Origin of the sequence: Treponema socranskii subsp. socranskii VPI DR56BR1116 = ATCC 35536 (assembly GCF_000468115.1) — a bacterium.
In the GTDB taxonomy this organism is placed as follows: Bacteria; Spirochaetota; Spirochaetia; order Treponematales; family Treponemataceae; genus Treponema_D; species Treponema_D socranskii.
The window spans coordinates 1-20128 of record NZ_AVQI01000077.1 but is presented as its reverse complement, the minus strand read 5'-3'; the positions used below and the strand labels follow the sequence as shown (position 1 = coordinate 20128).

Sequence of the window (20128 nt, the reverse complement as noted above, 5' to 3'; positions counted from 1 at the left end):
TATCGATGCGCTTTTAAAATTTCCGAGCAGCCGCCGTTCAATCTGAATCATTTCGCCGAAAAGCGAATTTTCTGCCACAGCTCGTCGTACTTTTCAAGGTTTTCGCCGATATCGAGTTTCAGCTCGCAGTGTGCCGTCTCTTCGGTCGTATACATCGGCGTCGTCGTCATATATTTCGCAGCTTCCGTGTTGACCGAGGGAGGAAAACGGAACCGGTCGAGGAATTGCGCGTAGATTTCCGGCCGATGGATAAAATCGATAAACTGCATCGCGAGGTCGTAATGCTTTGCGCCTTTTAAGATGACCATCGAATCGATATACATGGGGCCGCCTTCTTTCGGTATAAAAAAGTCGATCGTGTCGGCTTGTTTATCTTCAGGGACTTCGCCGTATACGACTTCGGCGTACCCTTGGCACACCCAAAAATCTCCTGCCGCAAAAGATTTGCCGAATCCTTCCGCATCGAATTTAACAAGATTCGGTTTCCAATCGTTTATTATTAAATTCGCGGCGCTGTTGAGTTCGGCATCGCCCGTCGAATTGACCGAATATCCCCGATACGCGAGCGCATCTCCGATAACTTCGCGCATATCGTCCATCATGGACGCATGACCCCGTATGCGCGCGTCGGAAAAGATATTCCAACTTCGCTCGTAATTTGAAAAGTACAATTTGTTTACGGCGATGCCCGCCGCTCCCATATAGTACGGAACGCAGAACTTCATCGTCGGGTCGTATACGGCTTTTTCGAGAACGAGCGGATTGATGTATTTTTTATTTTCAAATCGATTCAAATCGATCTCTTTCAGCATACCCTGTTTGAGCATGATCGACGCGTAGTCCTGCGACGGAAAGGCGATATCGTAACCGGACGCACCGGCCATGAACTTTGCATACATCACTTCGTTTGAGTCGTAGGTATCGACTTTTACCCGGCAGTCGTATTCGCTTTCGAATCGGCGGAGTGCGGCTTCGGGCACGTAGTACGTCCATGTAAAAAGATAGAGTACGTTCGATCGTTTGTGTCCGCCGCTTTCTTTCGAGCAGGATGCAAAACCGAGAACGCAGCATACAAGCGCTGCAATCAAAATGCCGTCGATGATTTTTTTCATAGTTTCCTCAAAATAATAAAATAGCGCCGCGAAAGGTGCGCCGTCTTTGCATCATGCACCGTACCGTTTGTCATTATGATACGAAATGCCGGCTGCAGCAAAGAAAATATTTAATGAGAAGCCGCTACCGTTTTGAGTCCCTTTCGAAGCGCAAAGGCGATAAGGCAGGTTGCAAGGATCATCACGCACGAAAGCGAATTGATGACGGGAGAGACGCCGAAGCGTATCATCGAATAGACGTACAGCGGCAGCGTCGTCGAACCCGGTCCCGACACGAAAAAGGTGATTACGAAGTCTTCGAGCGACATCGTGATCGCGATGAGAAAGCCCGACATGATGCCCGGCAAAAGAGAAGGAACGACGACTTTGACGAGCGTCTGCAATTCCGTCGCGCCCAAATCGTGCGCCGCTTCGATGATCGAAAAATCGAATTCGTCGAGCCGTGCCTTTACCATGAGATAGACGAAGGGCAGACAAAATGTCGTATGCGCCGCAAATATCGTAAAGAGTCCGAGCGGTATGTGCACGCGGCTGAAAAAGATGAGCGTGGAGATACCGACGATGACTTCGGGTAAAATCATCGGCAGATACGTAACGCCCTCGACAAATTTCCGTCCGCGAAACTTATACCAGCTGCAGCCGATCGCTGCGAGCGAGCCGAGCAATGTCGAAACGGCGGCCGACGTAAAAGCGACGATGAGGCTGTTTAAAAGCGCCTCCCACAATGATCGGGAATCGAAAATGAGCGCTTTGTACCATCTGAGCGAAAGGCGCGTAAAGTCGGCGCCCTTGCTGTCGTTGAACGAATACGTGATGATAACGACGAGCGGCAAAAACAAAAAAACGAGGGTAAGCGCGAGCATTACATTTGCAAATGAAAATATTGCGGCGCGCTTTTTCCACGATTTTTTCGCGTGCCGCGCGGGTTCGGACTGCCGCCGTTTTTTTACCGCAGGAAATAACAGGAAAAATATATTCGTCATTTTGTCATCCCTCCCGTAAAACCGTGAGCGTTTCCGTTTACCGAATAGACCTCATCTTTTACATTCGAGGATTTGAGTTTGGCGTCGCGTTTGTTTGCGCGGCTGATCCATAAAATACCTGCGACGCTGATAAGCGTTATGATCATGGAAAAAGCGGCGGACAGCGGCCAGTTGCGCGTCTTTTGCACTTGATCGACGATGACGTTTCCGAGCATATACGAATCTTTGCCGCCGACTAAAAGAGGCACGGCATAGGCGCCGAAAATCGGGATAAACGTAAAGATGACGGCCGTTACGATGCCGCTTCTGATTCCGGGAATGAGCACTTTTATCATTGCCTGCACTTTGTTCGCACCCAAATCGCGCGCGGCTTCGAGCAGCGAAAAATCGAAGCGGTCGACTGCGGTAAAAATCGGCAATATGGCGAACGGCAAATACATGTACACGGAAACGAGGATGACCGCGTTTTGATTGTACAAAAATTGTATGTAATCTTTTGTGATGCCGAGCGATATGAGAATTTGATTTAAGATGCCGTCGTTGTTGAGGATCGACATCCACGCGAAAACGCGGATGAGCGAATTCGTCCAAAACGGAATGATTATTAAAAAAAGCAAAAGCGTTTGCCGGCGGCTTCTCGCCATCGCGTAGCCGCACGGGATCGAAACGAGTACGGTGAGCGCAGTCGAAACGATCGTGATCTTGAGCGTCCGCAGCACGAGTATGCCGTAATTCGGGTTGAACATCTGACGGTATGCGTTGAGCGAAAACCGCCCTTCGACGCCGCCGTACAATCCCTTTTTCAAAAAACTGTAGATAAAGATAATGACCAACGGCGCGATAAAAAATATAAAAAGCCAAACGCCCATCGGCCATGCGTATGCCGTACCCTGATTGATCGTATCGTCTTTTGCCGCGGGAGGTTTCGTATCCGTCGTTTTCATTTTTGTATGTCCTCGACGATATAGCCGTCTTCCGCCGCCCACGAAATATAGACGTCGTCTTTCCATTGGATGGCCGGTCCGTCATCGAAATAAATCGTATGCTGTTTGAAAACTTTGACGAGCGCGCCGTTTTCGAGCCGCACGTAAAACTTCGATTGAAATCCCGAATACACCGGTTCTTCGACGATGCCTTTGAACACGTTGATGTCGGTGCGGCCGTGCGTTTCCGGCGGTTCTTTCGTGATGCGGATTTTTTCCGGGCGGATCGTAAAAGCGACCTTTTGTCCCTTTTGCGTCGGACCGTAGTCGGTTACCTGCATATAGCGGTCGAGGCTCGCCGTCGCTTCGGTGTCGCTCGCAAGCGGCGCTTGATGACCGAGCGCGGGAACGGAACAGGTAACCATGTAGTCGGGATCTTTTCCCGGCGTTTGATGCGGCACGCAATCGACGACCTGCGCTTCGAAGAGGTTCGTTTCGCCGATAAACTGCGCGACGAATTGCGTCGCAGGGCTTTCGTAAATTTCGAAGGGTGTTCCGACTTGCAGCACGTGCCCCGCATTCATAACGGCGATGTGATCGGATACGGAAAGCGCTTCGCTTTGATCGTGCGTCACGTAGATAAACGTTATGCCGATTTTATCGTGCAGATTGTCGAGATCTATGAGAAGATTTGCGCGGAGCTTTGCGTCGAGAGCGGAAAGCGGTTCGTCGAGCAAAAGCACTTTCGGCTCGTTTATCAGCGCACGTGCGATCGCGACCCGCTGCTTTTGTCCGCCCGACAGCTGATTCGGTTTTTTATAGATGTGTTGATCGAGCTGTACGAGGTGGATGTAATGCTTCACTTTTTCATCGATCGTTTCTTTCGGCACTTTTTTTAAGCGCAGCGGAAACGCGACGTTTTCGTATATTGAAAGATGCGGAAAAAGTGCGTAGGTTTGAAAAACCGTATTCGAATGGCGCTTATCCGGCGGAAGAGGGGCGACGTTCGTTTCATCGAACAGTACCGCGCCTTCGTCGGGATATTCGAAGCCCGCTATGATGCGCAGCAGCGTCGTCTTGCCGCAGCCTGAAGGACCGAGGAGGGAAAAGAATTCTCCCGGCTCGATTGTAATGCTGATGTCGTCGAGAGCGATAAAATCGTTATCGAATCTCTTCGAGACATGCTCGATGGTAACCCGGCTCCCTTTCACTTCAAGCAACCTCGGTATAATGGGATGACAGAGCCGCGCTCAAAACGGCTCAAATGTAGGCACATTATATACAAAGGGAATGGGGTATGCAAGAGCGAGTAAATCCGAGCAGTGCGGAGAAATCGCGAGCGTCTCCTATGAGAGAAAAACGCGTCAAGCGTTTTTCGACTCCCGACTTACCAGAGCGATTTCGCACAGTGCGGGACTTGCAACGAGCGCGTTAGCGCGAAGTTCCCTGTGACTCTATATTTATTTTATAATTTTCTAACACCGGTTATTGACCCTTGCCGTCTCATCAGCTATATTTTTTGTTACAATGACGACGAAAGAGAAAATTGAAAAACAGGGGCAAAAGAAAATCGATGAAAGAAACGCCGACCATAGCTGGCTCGCTCCTATACAAAAAGCGAATTTGTCAAAACTTGTTGTAGATAAAATCAAAGAAGGAATAATTAATAAAACTTTAAATCCCGGTGATTTTCTTCCATCGGAGAATGAATTGTCCGAAAAGATCGGAGTCGGAAAGTCAAGTGTAAGAGAAGCGGTCAAGATGCTTGAAGCGCTCGGAGTCGTTAAGATTAGAAAAGGATATGGCAGTCAGATCGTGGACTCCATCGATTCTTCCGTATTGAATCCGCTTGTATTCCAACTATTGCTTATTAACAGCACCGAGAGTCGACAGAAGCTTCTTGAATTTAGAATTATGTTTGAAATATCCGGCAGTATGCTTGCAATAGACAATGCAGTGGATAGTGATATAGAATTGTTAAAAAATAATTTAGACGCTACAAAAAATGCGTTCGCACAAAAAATACCGACGATTGAGTTCGATAAACGATTTCATATGATAATGTATGAAAGTACGCATAATTCTTTTATCGCATACATTGGTAAAACAATAATGGAATTATTTCACAATACGCTTATAACATCAAACACAAAATATCCTGAAACCGTTATCGCGGATCATGAAAAGATCTTAGGTGCGTTGATTGCACGCGATAAACAGGCGATAAAAGATGCGATTGAAAAATCGCTTGATAAATGGTACATCTATTCTCTCGAAAAATAAATTATGCTTTGAAAAGATGCATTATATCTTAAAAACGATTTGGGAGAAGAAACTTATCGATAATTTATTAAGACAACGGCCTCTGTTATAGGTTATATTTTAGATAATCGTATAACCGCCGTCAATATATATTGTTTGTCCTGTTGTATACGGGGATGCATCGGATGCATAATAGATTACCATGCCTGCAATATCAGCTTCGGCATTACCTAGACGGTTCATCGGTATGTGACGAAGTATCTCTTCCTTTATTTTTGAATCTTTGAATAAGACACTTGTGAGTTCTGTTTCAAACCAACCCGGTGCGATTGCGTTAATCCTGATACCGTATTGCGACCATTCGACTGCGAGTGCTTTTGTCAATTGCACAACTGCAGCTTTTGCTGCTACATAGGAAACAATATGCGGTCGGGCAATAGTTTTTGCATTTATTGAGGCAATGTTAATAATTTTTCCGTGGGTCTTATTTTCTATCATATGCTTTGCGATTCTCTGACAAGTAAAAAAAACGCCTTTTAATTGCGTGTTCTGTACCATATCCCAATCTTCCGCCGTATATTCCAAAGCAGGTTTACGTATATTGATGCCGGCGCAATTTACTAAAATGTGAATTTGCCCTGTTTGTTTGATAATAGTATCGATTGCTTGCTGTATTTTTTTTACATGCGTTATATCAAGTGTTGCGGCAAATATAGGTGCGCCTGTCTTTTGAGCGATATCGTTGACGATTTTTTTACACATTGCATAATTTCTGCTGGCAACGATAACGCGTGCACCGGCGTCGATGAGTCCCTCTGCTATACCCTTCCCGATACATCCGCTTCCTCCGACAACAAGTGCCGTCTTACCTTCTAATGAAAAAAAATGCAGTATGTTCATTTCTTATTATAAAAATAAATTATTAAACAGCCTCACATGGTTTTATGTACGCATGCAAGGCTGTATTTGAAAAAATGCTATGCGATAATCGCGGCAACGAGAACTACAATCATCGTAAAGACGGCGAGGAATACACCGGCGATAGTATACGATTTAAGACCGCCTTTTACGGTATATCCCGACATATTCGTTACAACCCAAAAGCCGCTGTCGTTCACATGTCCGATACTGATACCCCCGGCGAGACAGGCAAGTGCAATGAATACGGGATGCAGCGCTGTAAGTCCGGTAAATCCGGCCATGATATTCATCGTAGTGATGGATGCTACCGTACCGGAACCGAGCGCTACTCTGAATAAAACGGCTATGCCGAATGCGAACAGCACGATTATGACGGGAGATGCGCCGACTGTCGTAAATTGTTGTGCGACAAGTTTTGCGAATCCTGTCTGACTGATCACTTGTCCGAATGAACCGCCGGCACCGGTGATGAGCAATACGATGCCGGATGAAGCGACTGCACTGTCGACAATATCACCGAGCCGATTTTTTAATGCTTTATGTGCGATAATATATGCCGCCAATGTTCCCAAAAGCATGGCGACCACCCGGTTGCTCAAAAAGGAAATGAACACCGATTTGACGCCGAACACACCGCTTACGGTATTTAAGATAATACAGATGACAGGAAGTACCAGCGGAACAAGTGCAGCTGCAAAGGATGGAGCGTTCGGAGGAATCGGTTCGCCCTTTTCAAGGGTGATAATACCCGTTTCGTCTTTTTCTTTATTCCAAAATCCTCGATCGAGCATTTTAAAGTAGATAATCAGCCCGAAAAGACAGGCACCGAGACAAACCGCGGCACCGGCGATAAGCATAATACCTAAATCAAAATGGAGTATGGATGCTGCTGCAAGAGGATTCGGCGTCGGCGGTATAAGCGTATGTGCGCCCGCCGCGCAGATTGTGACGGCTCCGACCGCATAGGACAACGGTTTTTTAAGCGTTTTGCTCATTTCGATTGCGAGCGGTATTAAAATGATAAATGTGATATCAAAGAATACGGGAATCGAAAGCAAAAATGCTGCGAAGCCCAGTGCAAATAGCGCATATTTTTGTCCGGTCTTTTTTATGAGCGTTTCCGCGATGATACGTGCTCCGCCGCTCTCTTCAAGAAGTTTTCCTAAAATGCATCCGAGTCCGATAGGGAGACCGATGGCACCCATCAAATTTCCAAATCCTTTGCCGATCGATTCGACGGTTTCCATCAATCCCATACCGCAGCCAAGTCCCATTACGAGACATCCGAAAATCAAAGCGATCGTCGGATTCAGTTTTAGCTTTACGATCGAAATCAATATTACTGTGATTGCAATAACGAGTACCAGAATGATTTTGGTAATTTCTGACATACAACCTCCAAATGTGCGATTGCACATCGCGGTAATCACTTTAATTTTTTAAGTGTTCTTTCTTCCGCCTTTGTTAATTCACAATTGAGTGCTTTATCGCTCAGTGATTTTAATGTTGCCAATTCCTTTTCTCTTTGTTCCTTTTCCCATTCTTCAGCAAAATTGCCGTTCTTGATGTTGTCGTATTTTTCTTTGAGAAATTTACGGATTTGCGTCGGATCAAATTTTTCGTAATTCGTAAGTTGTCCGTATTGACTCGTATGTGAATGAAAGGGGAGCTGCTTAAACATTCCCATCTCCGCTGCCTTTTCCATCATATACATAGGCTCTCTTGACATATACGCTTCCATCAAAACAGCTTCTTCGGGATGTCCTTCGGCGACATGCAGTTTAAATGCTTCTACGAATACGTGATAGATAATCGGCCAAATACCTTGTTCGGTCATCAAGTCGAGCATCGTTTCATCGATAAATTTAACTTCGATTGCACCTTTTTTTGTTGCACCGATCGCTTTGCAAAGTGCTTTGCCGTATTCAAGCGCTTTGCCCGACGCGTCTTGAGCGACACCGACGAATGCCGGTGATCCTTGTCCGCGTAAATACAGTTGCCGTACGCCGTCGCCGATCATTCTCGGCGCTGCCATAACGATATCGACGAATTCGGGAGGAGTAATTTTATGAAACGTTATATTGTATGCGGATGCAAAATTAATGATATCGCCTTTTTTCAGTCCGGGAGCAATTTGCTCTTTGAAAATCTCTGGGGCAAATTCATCCGGCAATAAAATAAAAATGATATCTGCTTTTTTACATGCTTCGGCGATTGAAAATACTTCAAAGCCGTCGCTTTTTGCCTGTTCATATGAACTATCTTCCCTGCTTCCGACGATGATGTGCTTGCATCCCGAATCCCTCATATTCAGTGCCTGTGCGCGTCCCTGATTTCCGTAACCGATTATCGCGATTGTTTTATCGGCTACCAGCTTCAAATCCGCATCCTTGTCATAGTATATATTTGTTGCCATGACAAAACCTCCTTCGATAGTTTTTCGATCCATCTTTGTTGACATATGTCATCTGATATCTGCTATCAGATATATTTAGTATAACACAATTTATCGGGTTGTCAATTGAAATTTTTCAGTTTTTAACAAAAATTCCGTATATTTCCGAAAGCATTTTCCCCTTAGCGATTTCATTTTTTCAATAAAAAAATTTAAAGTTCTATTGACATTACAATAAGACTATCGTATATTATTTAATGTAATAACAAAAGAACATCACTGCAGTGTTGGTTGACTCGTTTTCGCACTGTACGCGGAAACAGCAAGCGCGACGGACGGCGGACAGTCCGAAGGAGAAAAAGATGGAAACTATGAAAATGGGAAAACGCGACTGCAAGACGGCTCAGCTTTCAAAAGGGACGATGGATGTGTACGATTTCGGCGCGATCAAGCTGTATGCGTTTAAGACGAATGACCCGATGAGCGACGAATGCTTTTTGATCGAAAAAAACGGCAAGGTTTTTATGATCGAATCTCCGTGCTTTTTCGACAACATCGCCGAGCTGACAAAGTATATTGGGGATATCGGCGCGGACTATGTCGGCACCGTCATCGCCTACCATGCCGCAGGCGGAAGCTTTATGCCGGAAAAGCCTGTTTATTCAACAAAAAATGCGGACGCGTACGGCCATACCGGCGGAGGTGCAGCATTGGTGAACAACTTTGCCGCGACATTCGGCAAAGCCTTCGACAAATCGCTGTATAAGACGACGAACTTTATCGAGGGCGATACGCTTAAAATCGCGGACGTCGAATTGAAAATCGTTCGTACGCAAGATGCCTTCGATATCGAACTGCCGGAAATCAATGCGGTGTATACGCACATGCTCGGTCACGACGTACACTCGATTGTCGCCGGCAGTGCTCACGCCGATGCGATTATCGCCCAGCTTGAAGACTATATCAATCGCGGTGTCGGCTTTATTCTCACGTCGCACTACACGATCGAAGATCTTTCGGACGCAAAGCAAAAGATCGCATACCTTCGCGACCTTAAAAATATCGCGCTGAAAAATAGGGATGCGTCGGCGTTTAAAAAAGCGGTTCAAGAAAAATACGGCGCATACGGCGGACCCAACTACCTCGATATGACTGCAGGTATGTTTTACGCAAAATAAATTTGATCGACGAAGATAGGATCTGTCCGAATACTCCGGTTTTCGGGCAGCTTTCTTAATGCACGGTGTTACCGTTCGCCGCGGGCGCTTTTTGCCTGCGGCGTTTTTCGGTATACTGTGTGAAGTATGAAAGATCAAACGCTTACTATAGAAGCCGCCGCTTGTCTCAATCGTTTGGATTTGCAGTATGGGGCGCCGGAGACATTCAGCCTATGAAAATCAGTGTTCGCTTTACGGCGGCGATACACACGCTGCTGTGCATCCGGTATTTTCAAAACGAATGCCGCGTTACTTCGGATTTTATCGCATCGAGTACGGGCGTGCATCCCGTTATTATACGAAAGATTTTATTGCAGCTGCAAAAGGCGGGACTTGTCGAAACGGCTGCGGGCGTCGGCGGCTCGCGTCTTACAAAAGATGCGAATGCGATCACGCTGCTTGATGTATACCGAGCGATCAACGAAAGCGGGGAAGCGCAAAACGTATTCGCTTTTCATCCGCAGCCGAATAAAAAATGTCCGATAGGGAAAAACATTCACCGCATCCTCGATCCGGTATTGGAAAGCGCGTTCGGCGCGATGGAGGCGGAACTCGGTAAAACAACGCTTGCGAGCTTATTCGTACAATTGCCGAAGTAAACGTTGTTTTTATAGACAAGACACAAACGATATGCCGCTACCGCGCTTTTTCAAAAACGCGGCACACTTCGTATATGTACGCTTCGTGGTAATCTTTGTCGGGATAGCAGTCCGCGTCGACGGTTTTATCGACAAAAAGTTTCGGGTCGAAAAACTGCGAATATAATTTTTTCCCGACGATGACGAGTTCGGCTTCCGCTACGGCGACGGTGCCGTTTATCGGATAGGGACTGATGCCCGCCTCTTTCCACTTATCCGTATCGCGGCCCGAAATCGTACCGCAGATTTTCAGCGCTTCCCGATATCGTTCCGGCAAAAAAGAGAGCGTTACCGAATCGTACGAATCGATAAAAGTTTTTGTAAAGCGCTGCGGCCGGATAAAAATCTGCACGACGTTTTTTCGCCACAAGCCGCCGAACATACCCCAGCTCGCCGTCATCGTATTGCAGTCTTTTTCGGTTCCGGCGGAGATAAGCATCCATTGTTTTAAAACTTTCGAAAAGGGATTAAACGAAAGATCGTCTGTCGATATTTCGCGAAAGAGTGCCATGTCCATATTATAATTATTTTAAATCATCACATCTCCGGCGTCAATACGGCTCTCGTCAATCCTCGTCAATACGGCAGCCGAGACAGCGCCATATACAGCAGTGTGCCGCCGAAAATACTCACCATCGCGTTCCGTTTCCATACGTGTAAAATCGCCGTCGCTCCGAGCGCAATGACGGACGGAAGTCCCCACGGGCGGGACGTAAACTCGATGTCTTTAAAGCAGTATACGACGAGGATCGCTATGATCATCGGCGGGATATATTTTTCGATAAAGGTGATGATGCGCGGCGGATCGCGGTACGAAAACAGTATAAACGGAAAGGCGCGCGTCGCAAAGACGATGAGCGCGGATATGCCGGTCGCGATGAGCGCGGCGGCGAGAGTAAGCGGCGTCATAGGGGAGTCTCCATTTCGGTTTTGAATTTTTTACCGCGTACTGCGACGAGGGCGGCGAGCGCAAAGGCGATTGCAGCGATGAGTATATGCCCCGACGGAAAAAGACCGCAACGGGAAAGGACGACGGCGGCGAACGCGGCAAGGGCTCCGATGACCGGAGGCGTGGCGTCGCGCGATTTGGCAAGCTGTTCGATGAGCAGCACCATAAAGAGAGCGGTGAGTGCAAAGTCCACGCCCGCGAGCGAAAACGGAATGAATTGCCCCGCAACGGCTCCGATGACGCCGCCAAAAATCCAATACAGGTGGTCGAGCAGGGCGATCGTGCCGTAAAACGCGCCTGCGTTTGCGCCTTCCGGTACGGTACAGTTCGTAAGGAGCGAATAGGTTTCGTCGGTCAGCGCAAAGATCAGATACGGTTTCCATGCACCGACGTTTTTAAAACGCGTGATAAGCGAAAGACCGTACACGATGTGGCGGATATTGACGAGGAGTTCCGTGAACGCGATCGCACCGAGCGGCGCGCCCGACGCAAACAAGCCGACGGCGACGTATTGTCCCGCACCCGCGTACATCGTTATGCTCATAACCGGCGCAATCCACACCGGATAGCCCGCATTTACGATCATCAAACCGAAGGGGATCCCGATCGCCGTATAACCGAACAAAACCGGAATAGTGATTTTTGCCGCTTCGGCGAAATATCTGCGCTCCATCATATCCTGCCGTATTGTCTCCGATTTCGATATGTATTTTGCAGTATATCGTTTTATAAAAACTAAGTCGAGCATTTATACGAGTCGCTTCTATCGATCGGCAAAATACGCTATACTTATACTCATGCTTTCTCACTATCTGTGGATTTTTTTTATTGCAATGGTACCGCTTATCGAACTGCGCGGCGCAATTCCCGTATCGCAGGCGTTTACGCCGCCCTTGCCGCTTTTGCAGTCGTACGCCGTCTGCATCGCGGGTAATATGCTTCCCGTGCCGATCATCTACCTTTTTGCGAGAAAATTTCTCGAATGGGGCGCGGACAAAAAAATCAGCGGAAGCATCTGTACGTTTTTTCTTATTAAAGGGAAAAAAGCGGGCAAAAAACTGCAGGCAAAAGCGGGACGGGGACTTTTTGTCGCGCTCATGCTCTTCGTCGGCATACCGCTTCCGGGAACGGGCGCATGGACGGGAACGCTCGCCGCAAGCATCCTCGATATGGATTTTAAAGAAACCGTGCTCGCCGTTACCGCAGGCGTCATCATGGCGGGCGTCATCATGGCGCTCGTGAGCTTGGGCGTGTTCGGCGTTATCCGGTAAACGCGTATCAATACAAACGGTTGGAAAGTATAATGAAAATCGGTATTATATATTATATAATTAGAAGAGAATTTATATGAGAATGCAATGTAATTCCTATTTGAAAGTTCTGCTGCTCGCGGCTTCAACCGGTATTTTTTTATCATGTACGGAACTCGTCACCGCACCGACGATGCAGGCATTGGGCGGTTCACAGAGCGGAGGAACAAACAATACTATCGCATCTCCGCAAAACCTTTTCGCCTCACAAGGTGAAAAACGCACCATCACACTGAGCTGGACGGAAGTACATAAAGCCGTGCGTTACTATGTGTATGCCTCTCCGACACCTTTCGGTACTTTTCCGAAAGTCGGAGAAACATCCACACGTTTGTATACTTATGACGCTATGCCCGGCGTGACGCGGTATTTTAAAGTAACGGCCGTATCCTACGCAGGCACGGAATCGAAACCGAGCTTAACTGTTTCCGGAACAACGCTCGCACAACCCGTCATCAACGACATACAGCAAACCGAAAATACTGACAGCGTAACGATCTCTTGGTATATGGAAAATACCGATGCCTATTGCGATGCGCTGCAATATACGATTACGTGCCGAGGCAATTCCGATGTCATACGGACGGAAACGATTGCCGGCGGAGCAAACGGAATATCCGCACCGACGTCGTATACGTTTACAAATCTAAAGCAAAATACAAAATACAAATACACGGTCGAAGCGTTTTTAAAAACCGCACAAGAAGCCGTTGAAACAAGCGATACGGTCGATGCGGAAACGGCTGCTTCGTTAAAACCGAGCGCACCGGATAATATGCATGCGACGGGCGGCGTTCTTACAAATATGATTTCGCTGTCGTTTACGCTTCCTGAAAAAGCGAATGTCAAACAGACGACGGATATGGGTACGGGCGGCCAACAGGCAATCTACAGTAAATATCCGCTTTATTTTAAAATCGTCCGGCGTATCGCAGCCGGTGATACCGGCACGGAATATTCATGGATGCCGCTGGAAGAAAAAATGTATTATTCGCCATCGGAGCCGAATAAATGGACAAGCACGGAACCGACTTCCCTTGAAGCATATAATGCGGCATATACGGAAGGTGCTACCGTCACGTATATCGATACATCGGATCTTGTGCGCGGCATAAAATACGAATATAAAATCCAATCGTATATCTATAAAAAAAATACGACGTCATCTTCATCATCTTCATCTGCGGTAGGTTGGGAAGCTGCCGTTCCGCTGTTCGAATTATCGAATATTACGTCCGTTCCCGATAACGAATTGCATCCGACAAAGAACATCAAAACATCGGTGCGATTTAAAGCGGCTTGGACGTCGCACGGTAAAGAAAGCGATTACGTATTTATCGTCAAAGAAGATCACAACGATATTGCCGATAATTACAGCGGCTCAAAATATATGCTGTACGAATCCCTCGCAGGCGTAAACGCCGCCGTGCTTACTTATGACACCCAAGATGCGGCAAGCACAAACTGCGGGTACTATACGTATACGATGTATATCGTTTCAAAAACTTTTCCTCACGGCGCCGCCGAACTTGAAACCGCGGTACACAATGCGCTCGACTCCGCTCCGGCGCAAAGAAGCGCACTTGTTACATCGGAAATCGATTTACCGAAAGCGTCTATCACAGTCGATGACGGATACGGGGACAAAGCGGTAATTTCGTGGAATTACGACAGCGAAACGGACTATACGCTTAAGCGCTATACCGCCGACGAAAACGGATACAAAATCGAAGGCACGCTCAAAGAAACCGATAACGCGGCACTCGGTACAACGGGCAGCTACATCGATACCACGCTTGAAAACGGAAAAGCATATATCTATGTGCTGTGTGCAAAATACAAGACGGGCACGATTACCATTCTATCCGATCCCGTAACTGCGTATACGCTCGGCGTTCCCTTCGTAACGTTCGATGCCGATTCTCCGGCATACAGCGCGATCACGATTTCATGGAAACCGGTACAAAAAGCGGATATCTATACCGTCACGTTGACCTGCGGCAGTATAACGGTAACGGGCACGCTCGAAAAAAATACGACGGGGTCTTCATATACGGCGTCCGAACACACTTCATATACGATAGGCGAAACCGGTCAAATCATCTACACGATCGGTAAACCTGCAGGATATGACGACGCACAGATTTCGGGAAAACCTTTTACCTGTACGGTATCGGCTTCAAACAGTAAAGCCGCAGCAGCGTCGGCTCCGATACAAGTGCGTACGCTCGGGCCTGCCGAAACGAATGTCACGGCAACCCTTGCACAATCCGCCGATCGAATCACGGCAACATGGAATACGGTGCAAGGTGCGGCAGGCTATTTCGTACTGCGCGACCGATGCGATATTTTAAATGACAAGATTCTTTCAAGCGACGTATATTTCGTACCGGCAACTCCGACCGGCAGTACAAATGAAATACAAGCGAATAAAGAAATCATCTCCGGTACAAGCGCCGTCATAGCCGGCAATACAATCACGCTAACCGACACCTATACGGCATCTCCGGCAACGGGTATGACCGTTTGGCAAGACAATCAGGATAAACTCGCGTGGGGATACCCGTATCGCTATACCGTATTCCCCGCAAAAAGCGCAGACGATGCCTACGACGTTTCAGCCGTTTCGGAAAACGGAAAGCGTACACAGGTAACGATACGCGATGTCGTCTATCAAAACGTCGATAAGATTTTTGCTGCCGGTTCCACGCTCGGCTGCGGCTTTGCAGTCACCGCGACAAAATCCGAAAGCCCCGATTCCGTTACGATTGTATGGCAAAAGCCGTACGGAATAACGACGCAGGAACCGAAACTGTGGCGAAAACGCATGACGGAAAGCGGGGCGCAATGGGAAAAAACGACGGAACTTGTCGATGCGCACGGCAACTTTGTCGTCGCTCCGACGGGAAACGAACGTACCGTTCCGTACGGCTATGCCGTCGTTTACAGCGACGAAGCGCCGCACGCGACATACCTCACATCGCTTTCCGTCTCCGATCCGAAAAGTCCGTCGGAACCGCTCAACAAGGGCTATGCATTTGCGATCACGTGTACCGCGGATAACATAAAAAACGGCATCGCAGCGGGATTCGGAGAACGGATCGGGTGGACGCTGTGGAATTACGACGAACGCGCGGTCGGACCCGATCCGGGAAAAACGTATGAGCTGTACATCAAAAACAGCGACTATAATGCGAACTGGAATAAAATCGCAACGGTTTCGCAGGACGGAAGCGTTACCCTAAACAATAAATCGGAGTACGCGGTGACGATCACGCCGTCAAACGAAAGTTTGAGCATCATCCCCGTACTGACAAACGACACGCATTCCGGATTGCTGCAAGTGCTGCGTGACTATAAGCATTATGCAAAGATGGAAATAACGCGGACTCTTTCGGACGGAACGCACATCACCGCATCGTATTCGGACGGAGACCCGTTCGCATACCGTGAAATCACGCCGAAAGAATTCGCCCTCGTTTCGGCGCTGTCGCTCGCTACGGCGATGTACCGCGACATGGAAAATAAAAAAACGACGGAGTTTCTCGAATACAGCAAAGAAGGCACGTGGGGGACGAGAAGGATCTTTTATTTTAATAAAAATAAGGGGCCGTTTTTTCAAACGATATCGGGAACGCTGCGCTGTTATGCCAGCACTACCGGTCCCAAAATGCCGAAAAAATACGGTCACTACGATAATAAAAACTGGGGTGATCTTGGAGGAGGCGGAGATCCCGATCCCTGTACGCTGACGCTCGCATCGCAGAGCATATACACGGGTTCGGCGACGATTACGTCTATGGAGAACGGAGGCGGAAGCTATACCGTTAAATACCGTTCGGAAGAAAACGGTAAAAATTTCAGAGAATTCGTTTCGTCGATATTCAGCTACGGCAGTCTCACGTCTCCGGAAAACTATGATTGGTCTGCAACGGAAAATAAATGGAAATGATACTATGAAACACACGACACCTATTCGATTATGTATGGTTTTGTCCGCCCTTGCGTTCGGCTTTACGTCATGCCATCAATTTTTTCAAGGCAAAATAGACATGACGCAAAAAGGCAGGAGCGCAACGCTGACGGATCTTTTGTCGAATGCCAAACCGATTACGCAGCTCGATAAACCGGCACAGATTTTCGTTTCGCACGGCAAAAATGCGGATGCGGTAAAAATTCACATAACATGGAGCGCGGTAACGGGAGCGGCGTCGTACCGGCTTGAACGGGCAGTTGCACAGGCAAACGACGACGGTACTTTTACCCGTCCCGACGAAAGCGAATTTGAAATCATCAAAGCGTCCGGTACAAACCCGATAACATCGAGTTATATTACGGGAACATCCTATACCGATATCATCCTCAATTCCGAAAGTGCAAAATATTCGGATAAAGAATATACATACGGCTTCTTTTACCGTGTAAGCGCGGAAAACGCATACAAAAAATACGATCCGAGCGTATTTACCGAATCTACAGCGGGCACACTGTTTGCGCCGCCCCGCTCTCCTCGTGCGAGTCTCGGCGATTCGGAAAATTACATCATGTTTACATGGGAAAAAAGCGACAGCGTTTCATATTACCGGATCTACCGGAGCGAAAACCGAGACGGAACGAACAGTTTGTATCTCGGCAGGGTTGCGGCAAATCAAAACCAATACAAAGATACTATTCCGTCCTCCCAACAGGGAAAAGAATATTATTATACCGTGTACGCACAAAACGCTGCGGGAAATATAAGCGTCGCGAGCGCACCGGCGCTCGGTTTTACGCTCATAGCAGGCGCACCTCCGAAAGTACAAAACGTACGCGTTACGGACGGACGGGGCACTGCCGTAGATCACATCACCGTTACATGGGATCCCTCAAGCGGCACCGATATCACATACGCGGTATATCGTACGAGCTCTGTCGACAGCGCGTACTTGCTGTGCAGCAACACCGTAACACAGACATCCTATACCGATACCCAGTCGTTGAAGCCGAACGTGTACTATTATTATCAAGTCCAGGCTGTCAAAACGGTTGTCAACAGCGACGGAACGACGACTGTTACAAAAGGGCCGTTTTCGGCGTCGTCGCCGACGGATGCGCATCCCGCAGAAGCGTATCTGCTCAGTCCGCCGGCATCGTTCGAAGTGTCGAAAGTGCGCGGATCAAGCCCGGCAAAAGTGCTGTTTAAATTTCCGGCAGCGCTCGGCTCGCCCGAATGTCTTACCAATTCGAATATCTACCACGATTACAATACCTATACGTATCGCTTGTTCGGCGGCACGACGCCCGATACCGTCAGCACGGAAATACCGGTATCTATGCCGGCGGCGATAAACGGCTATTACGAAGTCGAAGCGGATCCCGGCAGCCATAAATTTTTTACGGTTGCAACGGTGAACGGAACCCAGCAAAGCGCAGCGAGCACGGTAGCGGCTCCCGCCCCTTACGAAGCAAAGAACGTAACGGCGACACGGCATAAAGCCATAGAGGGCTTTAGCGATGCCGGCAGCGCTAACTCTTCAGGAGTATACCCCGTACGGATCACGTGGGATACGCCCGATGAAGGAGCCGACGGCGGTTATTATATATATCGTTCGACACAAAAGACAAACGGCTTCAGGCGGATCACCGAAACGCCGGTAACCGAATTGTCCTATATCGATAAAAACGATACGGCAAAGACGGGAACCTATTACTATTATAAAGTGCTCTCGCTCAACAGTTTGCTGCAAGGAATAAATTTTACCGATGCGGTGTGCGGATACGGTGCGCTCACCTACGATCAATATTTTAGGGAATACAACAAAACGATAAAACGTTCGCATCAAAAACTTACCTTGATGCACAAACCGGGAACAAGCGCGCTGGGAAGCGAAACGGTACAGGGCGATATCGGCGGCAAAGTGCAATACGAGGCGAAAATGAGCGGACTCGGTGCGCGCATAACGATGTACTACAACGACTACTGCGACTATTACATAAGCGGCAGTGTACAACTCGGCATTTATTTTACACTTACCGGAAATACGAACACAAGCGCAAACATAAGTGCCAACGGAAGCATGGACGGAACGGTCACCTGTACGGGTATGTATCCCGGAACGATCGTATACGATAATATCGAAATAAAAGGCGGTAATGCCGGCGGCGGCCATTATGTTGTAACGCCTGAAGGATTTCCTGCAGGCAACGTAAGCTATGCGATCGGTCTTGAATAAATCATAAGGGGCGTAAAAATGAAACGGTGCAAAAAATTATTATTTTTTTCGATTATCTGCTGCATCCAGTTTGTCATACTGTCGTGCTATACGCCTTCTCCGCTGTATGGGACATGGGCAGATAACAAAGGAAACAGAATAACCTTTGTAAACGACGGATCGTATTCCGCATCGATCATCGACGAAACGGGACAAAAAACCTTGTATGAGGGATCGTGGACGGTTTTCGATAATGTGCTTATTTTGACAAAAAATTCCGGCGGAACAATTGATACCGAATGGGATATTCGCGGCGCAATGTTGTATCTCAACTGGGTAGACAACAATAATGAAACGCAGGCATTGACGCTCTTTCATATTTCAAAATAGGATACCTATGAAAAAATATATATTACTGTTGATGATCATTCCGCTGTTATCGTTGTCTCCGCTTTTCTCCGCAGATCAAGAGGATGTGGGACAGGACGATTCCGTCGAGCTTAACCCGAAAACGAAATTTCCTGCGATCAAAGAAAAGCCGTTTATCGTTTTTAACGAAGGCGTAACGGTATCACAGATAACGCGCCTCATAAAGCAGGACAAGTACAACAGAAGCAATTTCGTATGGCAAAATTATCTTGTCGGATTGTATTGTGAAGCGCAAACCGAAAATATAAAACCCGTTGACAGTCTGCTCCGTATAGCCGTGTATTACCCGTTCAAGCATACTTTCAACGGCATGGATCAAAAAGCGACTCAGCCGATTTTATATGCATTCGATGTATACTACGGACCGTTTTTTCAAACGGATATGTGGAAATACGTCTATATCAATTTTTCTTTCGGACCGCATTTTTTATATGAGCTGTCGGATGAATATCATCATATACAGCTCGGAGGCGCCGTCCTTCTCGGCTTGGAATTGCCGGTCTTAAAACGATGGACTGTCATCAATAACGGGATATTCGCCGTCGATTACGGCAATATCGGTTCAAACCGTGCGATTGCACCCTATGATTTTGTTTGGCAATATCAGCTTGAGCTCGGCTGCAGATACAGCAAGCGAAAACAAAATCGGTATACGTATATCCGCAAACTCGATAAAAAAGCGGCAAACATGAAAAAAACACAGGATCCGCAGGCGGAAAACGACGGTTCCGTCATACCGGAATCGGAACATACGGAAGCGGAATCCTGAAAGACGCGGCCCGCCGCACGAAGTGCGGC

General features: G+C 47.6%; 18 protein-coding genes. 8 read left to right on the top strand and 10 right to left on the bottom strand.

Annotated features, from left to right (window positions below; all coding sequences use genetic code 11):
- Nucleotides 1-47: 47 nt before the first annotated feature.
- The 4 genes from HMPREF0860_RS10410 to HMPREF0860_RS10395 form a co-directional block, all read right to left on the bottom strand.
- The gene (locus tag HMPREF0860_RS10410; protein ID WP_021330331.1) at nt 48-1112 is read right to left on the bottom strand and encodes an extracellular solute-binding protein; all 1065 of its coding nucleotides are present in this window, start codon (nt 1110-1112) and stop codon (nt 48-50) included.
- Nucleotides 1113-1222: 110 nt separating this feature from the next.
- Nucleotides 1223-2095: an ABC transporter permease gene (locus HMPREF0860_RS10405; protein WP_021330348.1), complete on the bottom strand. Its 873-nt coding sequence runs from the start codon at nt 2093-2095 to the stop codon at nt 1223-1225.
- Complete coding sequence (locus tag HMPREF0860_RS10400) at nt 2092-3039, bottom strand: ABC transporter permease (RefSeq protein WP_021330330.1); 948 nt, start codon at nt 3037-3039, stop codon at nt 2092-2094. The genes HMPREF0860_RS10405 and HMPREF0860_RS10400 overlap by 4 nt, the downstream gene beginning before the upstream one ends.
- Entirely contained in the window at nt 3036-4229 is a 1194-nt protein-coding gene (locus HMPREF0860_RS10395; RefSeq protein ID WP_021330313.1) for an ABC transporter ATP-binding protein, read from the bottom strand. Before HMPREF0860_RS10395 ends, HMPREF0860_RS10400 begins: the two co-directional genes overlap by 4 nt.
- 316 nt (nt 4230-4545) lie before the next feature.
- Between HMPREF0860_RS10395 and HMPREF0860_RS10390 the strand changes: the two genes are divergently transcribed.
- Complete coding sequence (locus HMPREF0860_RS10390; RefSeq protein ID WP_021330324.1) at nt 4546-5301, top strand: FadR/GntR family transcriptional regulator; 756 nt, start codon at nt 4546-4548, stop codon at nt 5299-5301.
- Between the two features lie 99 nt (nt 5302-5400).
- Here HMPREF0860_RS10390 and HMPREF0860_RS10385 read toward each other — a convergent pair whose 3' ends face one another.
- The 3 genes from HMPREF0860_RS10385 to ilvC all read right to left on the bottom strand — a co-directional run bounded on the left by HMPREF0860_RS10385 (nt 5401) and on the right by ilvC (nt 8617).
- Complete coding sequence (locus tag HMPREF0860_RS10385; protein ID WP_021495749.1) at nt 5401-6180, bottom strand: SDR family NAD(P)-dependent oxidoreductase; 780 nt, start codon at nt 6178-6180, stop codon at nt 5401-5403.
- A 77-nt stretch (nt 6181-6257) separates the two neighbouring features.
- Nucleotides 6258-7592: a GntP family permease gene (locus HMPREF0860_RS10380; RefSeq protein WP_021330291.1), complete on the bottom strand. Its 1335-nt coding sequence runs from the start codon at nt 7590-7592 to the stop codon at nt 6258-6260.
- Between the two features lie 35 nt (nt 7593-7627).
- The gene (gene ilvC / locus HMPREF0860_RS10375; protein ID WP_038080996.1) at nt 7628-8617 is read right to left on the bottom strand and encodes a ketol-acid reductoisomerase; all 990 of its coding nucleotides are present in this window, start codon (nt 8615-8617) and stop codon (nt 7628-7630) included.
- A gap of 341 nt (nt 8618-8958) precedes the next feature.
- On the opposite strand from ilvC, the gene HMPREF0860_RS10370 reads away from it, so the two are divergent.
- Both HMPREF0860_RS10370 and HMPREF0860_RS10365 read left to right on the top strand, forming a co-directional pair.
- The gene (locus HMPREF0860_RS10370) at nt 8959-9774 is read left to right on the top strand and encodes a hypothetical protein (RefSeq protein WP_021330329.1); all 816 of its coding nucleotides are present in this window, start codon (nt 8959-8961) and stop codon (nt 9772-9774) included.
- A 212-nt stretch (nt 9775-9986) separates the two neighbouring features.
- Nucleotides 9987-10412 carry an Rrf2 family transcriptional regulator gene (locus HMPREF0860_RS10365; protein WP_021330294.1) on the top strand — a complete coding sequence of 142 codons (426 nt, stop codon included), beginning with the start codon at nt 9987-9989 and terminating at the stop codon, nt 10410-10412.
- Nucleotides 10413-10449: 37 nt separating this feature from the next.
- On the opposite strand, the gene HMPREF0860_RS10360 is transcribed toward HMPREF0860_RS10365, so the two are convergent.
- From HMPREF0860_RS10360 to HMPREF0860_RS10350, 3 genes are all read right to left on the bottom strand, one after another.
- Complete coding sequence (locus HMPREF0860_RS10360; RefSeq protein WP_021330316.1) at nt 10450-10962, bottom strand: flavin reductase; 513 nt, start codon at nt 10960-10962, stop codon at nt 10450-10452.
- Between the two features lie 65 nt (nt 10963-11027).
- Complete coding sequence (locus HMPREF0860_RS10355; protein ID WP_021330297.1) at nt 11028-11360, bottom strand: branched-chain amino acid transporter permease; 333 nt, start codon at nt 11358-11360, stop codon at nt 11028-11030.
- On the bottom strand, nt 11357-12076 hold the full coding sequence (locus HMPREF0860_RS10350; protein ID WP_231364329.1) for an AzlC family ABC transporter permease: 720 nt from the start codon (nt 12074-12076) through the stop codon (nt 11357-11359). The genes HMPREF0860_RS10355 and HMPREF0860_RS10350 overlap by 4 nt, the downstream gene beginning before the upstream one ends.
- 121 nt (nt 12077-12197) lie before the next feature.
- On the opposite strand from HMPREF0860_RS10350, the gene HMPREF0860_RS10345 reads away from it, so the two are divergent.
- From HMPREF0860_RS10345 to HMPREF0860_RS10325, 5 genes are all read left to right on the top strand, one after another.
- Nucleotides 12198-12671 (top strand): COG2426 family protein, encoded by a 474-nt coding sequence (locus tag HMPREF0860_RS10345; RefSeq protein ID WP_021330356.1) that lies wholly within the window; start codon nt 12198-12200, stop codon nt 12669-12671.
- Between the two features lie 100 nt (nt 12672-12771).
- Nucleotides 12772-16662, top strand: coding sequence for a fibronectin type III domain-containing protein (locus HMPREF0860_RS10340; RefSeq protein WP_156002079.1), 3891 nt, complete (start codon nt 12772-12774; stop codon nt 16660-16662).
- 4 nt (nt 16663-16666) lie between these two features.
- Nucleotides 16667-18922: a fibronectin type III domain-containing protein gene (locus HMPREF0860_RS10335; RefSeq protein ID WP_021330269.1), complete on the top strand. Its 2256-nt coding sequence runs from the start codon at nt 16667-16669 to the stop codon at nt 18920-18922.
- An 18-nt stretch (nt 18923-18940) separates the two neighbouring features.
- On the top strand, nt 18941-19291 hold the full coding sequence (locus HMPREF0860_RS10330) for a hypothetical protein (RefSeq protein WP_021330338.1): 351 nt from the start codon (nt 18941-18943) through the stop codon (nt 19289-19291).
- 7 nt (nt 19292-19298) lie between these two features.
- Nucleotides 19299-20099, top strand: a complete 801-nt coding sequence (locus tag HMPREF0860_RS10325; protein ID WP_021495751.1) for a hypothetical protein — start codon at nt 19299-19301, stop codon at nt 20097-20099.
- Nucleotides 20100-20128 lie beyond the last annotated feature (29 nt).

Bases quoted from the DNA above. Each gene is read 5' to 3' on its own strand.
- HMPREF0860_RS10410 (WP_021330331.1), bottom strand. From the start codon at position 1,112: ATGAAAAAAATCATCGACGGCATTTTGATTGCAGCGCTTGTATGCTGC.
- HMPREF0860_RS10405 (WP_021330348.1), bottom strand. From the start codon at position 2,095: ATGACGAATATATTTTTCCTGTTATTTCCTGCGGTAAAAAAACGGCGG.
- HMPREF0860_RS10400 (WP_021330330.1), bottom strand. From the start codon at position 3,039: ATGAAAACGACGGATACGAAACCTCCCGCGGCAAAAGACGATACGATC.
- HMPREF0860_RS10390 (WP_021330324.1), top strand. From the start codon at position 4,546: ATGACGACGAAAGAGAAAATTGAAAAACAGGGGCAAAAGAAAATCGAT.
- HMPREF0860_RS10385 (WP_021495749.1), bottom strand. From the start codon at position 6,180: ATGAACATACTGCATTTTTTTTCATTAGAAGGTAAGACGGCACTTGTT.
- HMPREF0860_RS10380 (WP_021330291.1), bottom strand. From the start codon at position 7,592: ATGTCAGAAATTACCAAAATCATTCTGGTACTCGTTATTGCAATCACA.
- ilvC (WP_038080996.1), bottom strand. From the start codon at position 8,617: ATGGCAACAAATATATACTATGACAAGGATGCGGATTTGAAGCTGGTA.
- HMPREF0860_RS10370 (WP_021330329.1), top strand. From the start codon at position 8,959: ATGGAAACTATGAAAATGGGAAAACGCGACTGCAAGACGGCTCAGCTT.
- HMPREF0860_RS10365 (WP_021330294.1), top strand. From the start codon at position 9,987: ATGAAAATCAGTGTTCGCTTTACGGCGGCGATACACACGCTGCTGTGC.
- HMPREF0860_RS10360 (WP_021330316.1), bottom strand. From the start codon at position 10,962: ATGGCACTCTTTCGCGAAATATCGACAGACGATCTTTCGTTTAATCCC.
- HMPREF0860_RS10355 (WP_021330297.1), bottom strand. From the start codon at position 11,360: ATGACGCCGCTTACTCTCGCCGCCGCGCTCATCGCGACCGGCATATCC.
- HMPREF0860_RS10350 (WP_231364329.1), bottom strand. From the start codon at position 12,076: ATGATGGAGCGCAGATATTTCGCCGAAGCGGCAAAAATCACTATTCCG.
- HMPREF0860_RS10345 (WP_021330356.1), top strand. From the start codon at position 12,198: ATGCTTTCTCACTATCTGTGGATTTTTTTTATTGCAATGGTACCGCTT.
- HMPREF0860_RS10335 (WP_021330269.1), top strand. From the start codon at position 16,667: ATGAAACACACGACACCTATTCGATTATGTATGGTTTTGTCCGCCCTT.
- HMPREF0860_RS10330 (WP_021330338.1), top strand. From the start codon at position 18,941: ATGAAACGGTGCAAAAAATTATTATTTTTTTCGATTATCTGCTGCATC.
- HMPREF0860_RS10325 (WP_021495751.1), top strand. From the start codon at position 19,299: ATGAAAAAATATATATTACTGTTGATGATCATTCCGCTGTTATCGTTG.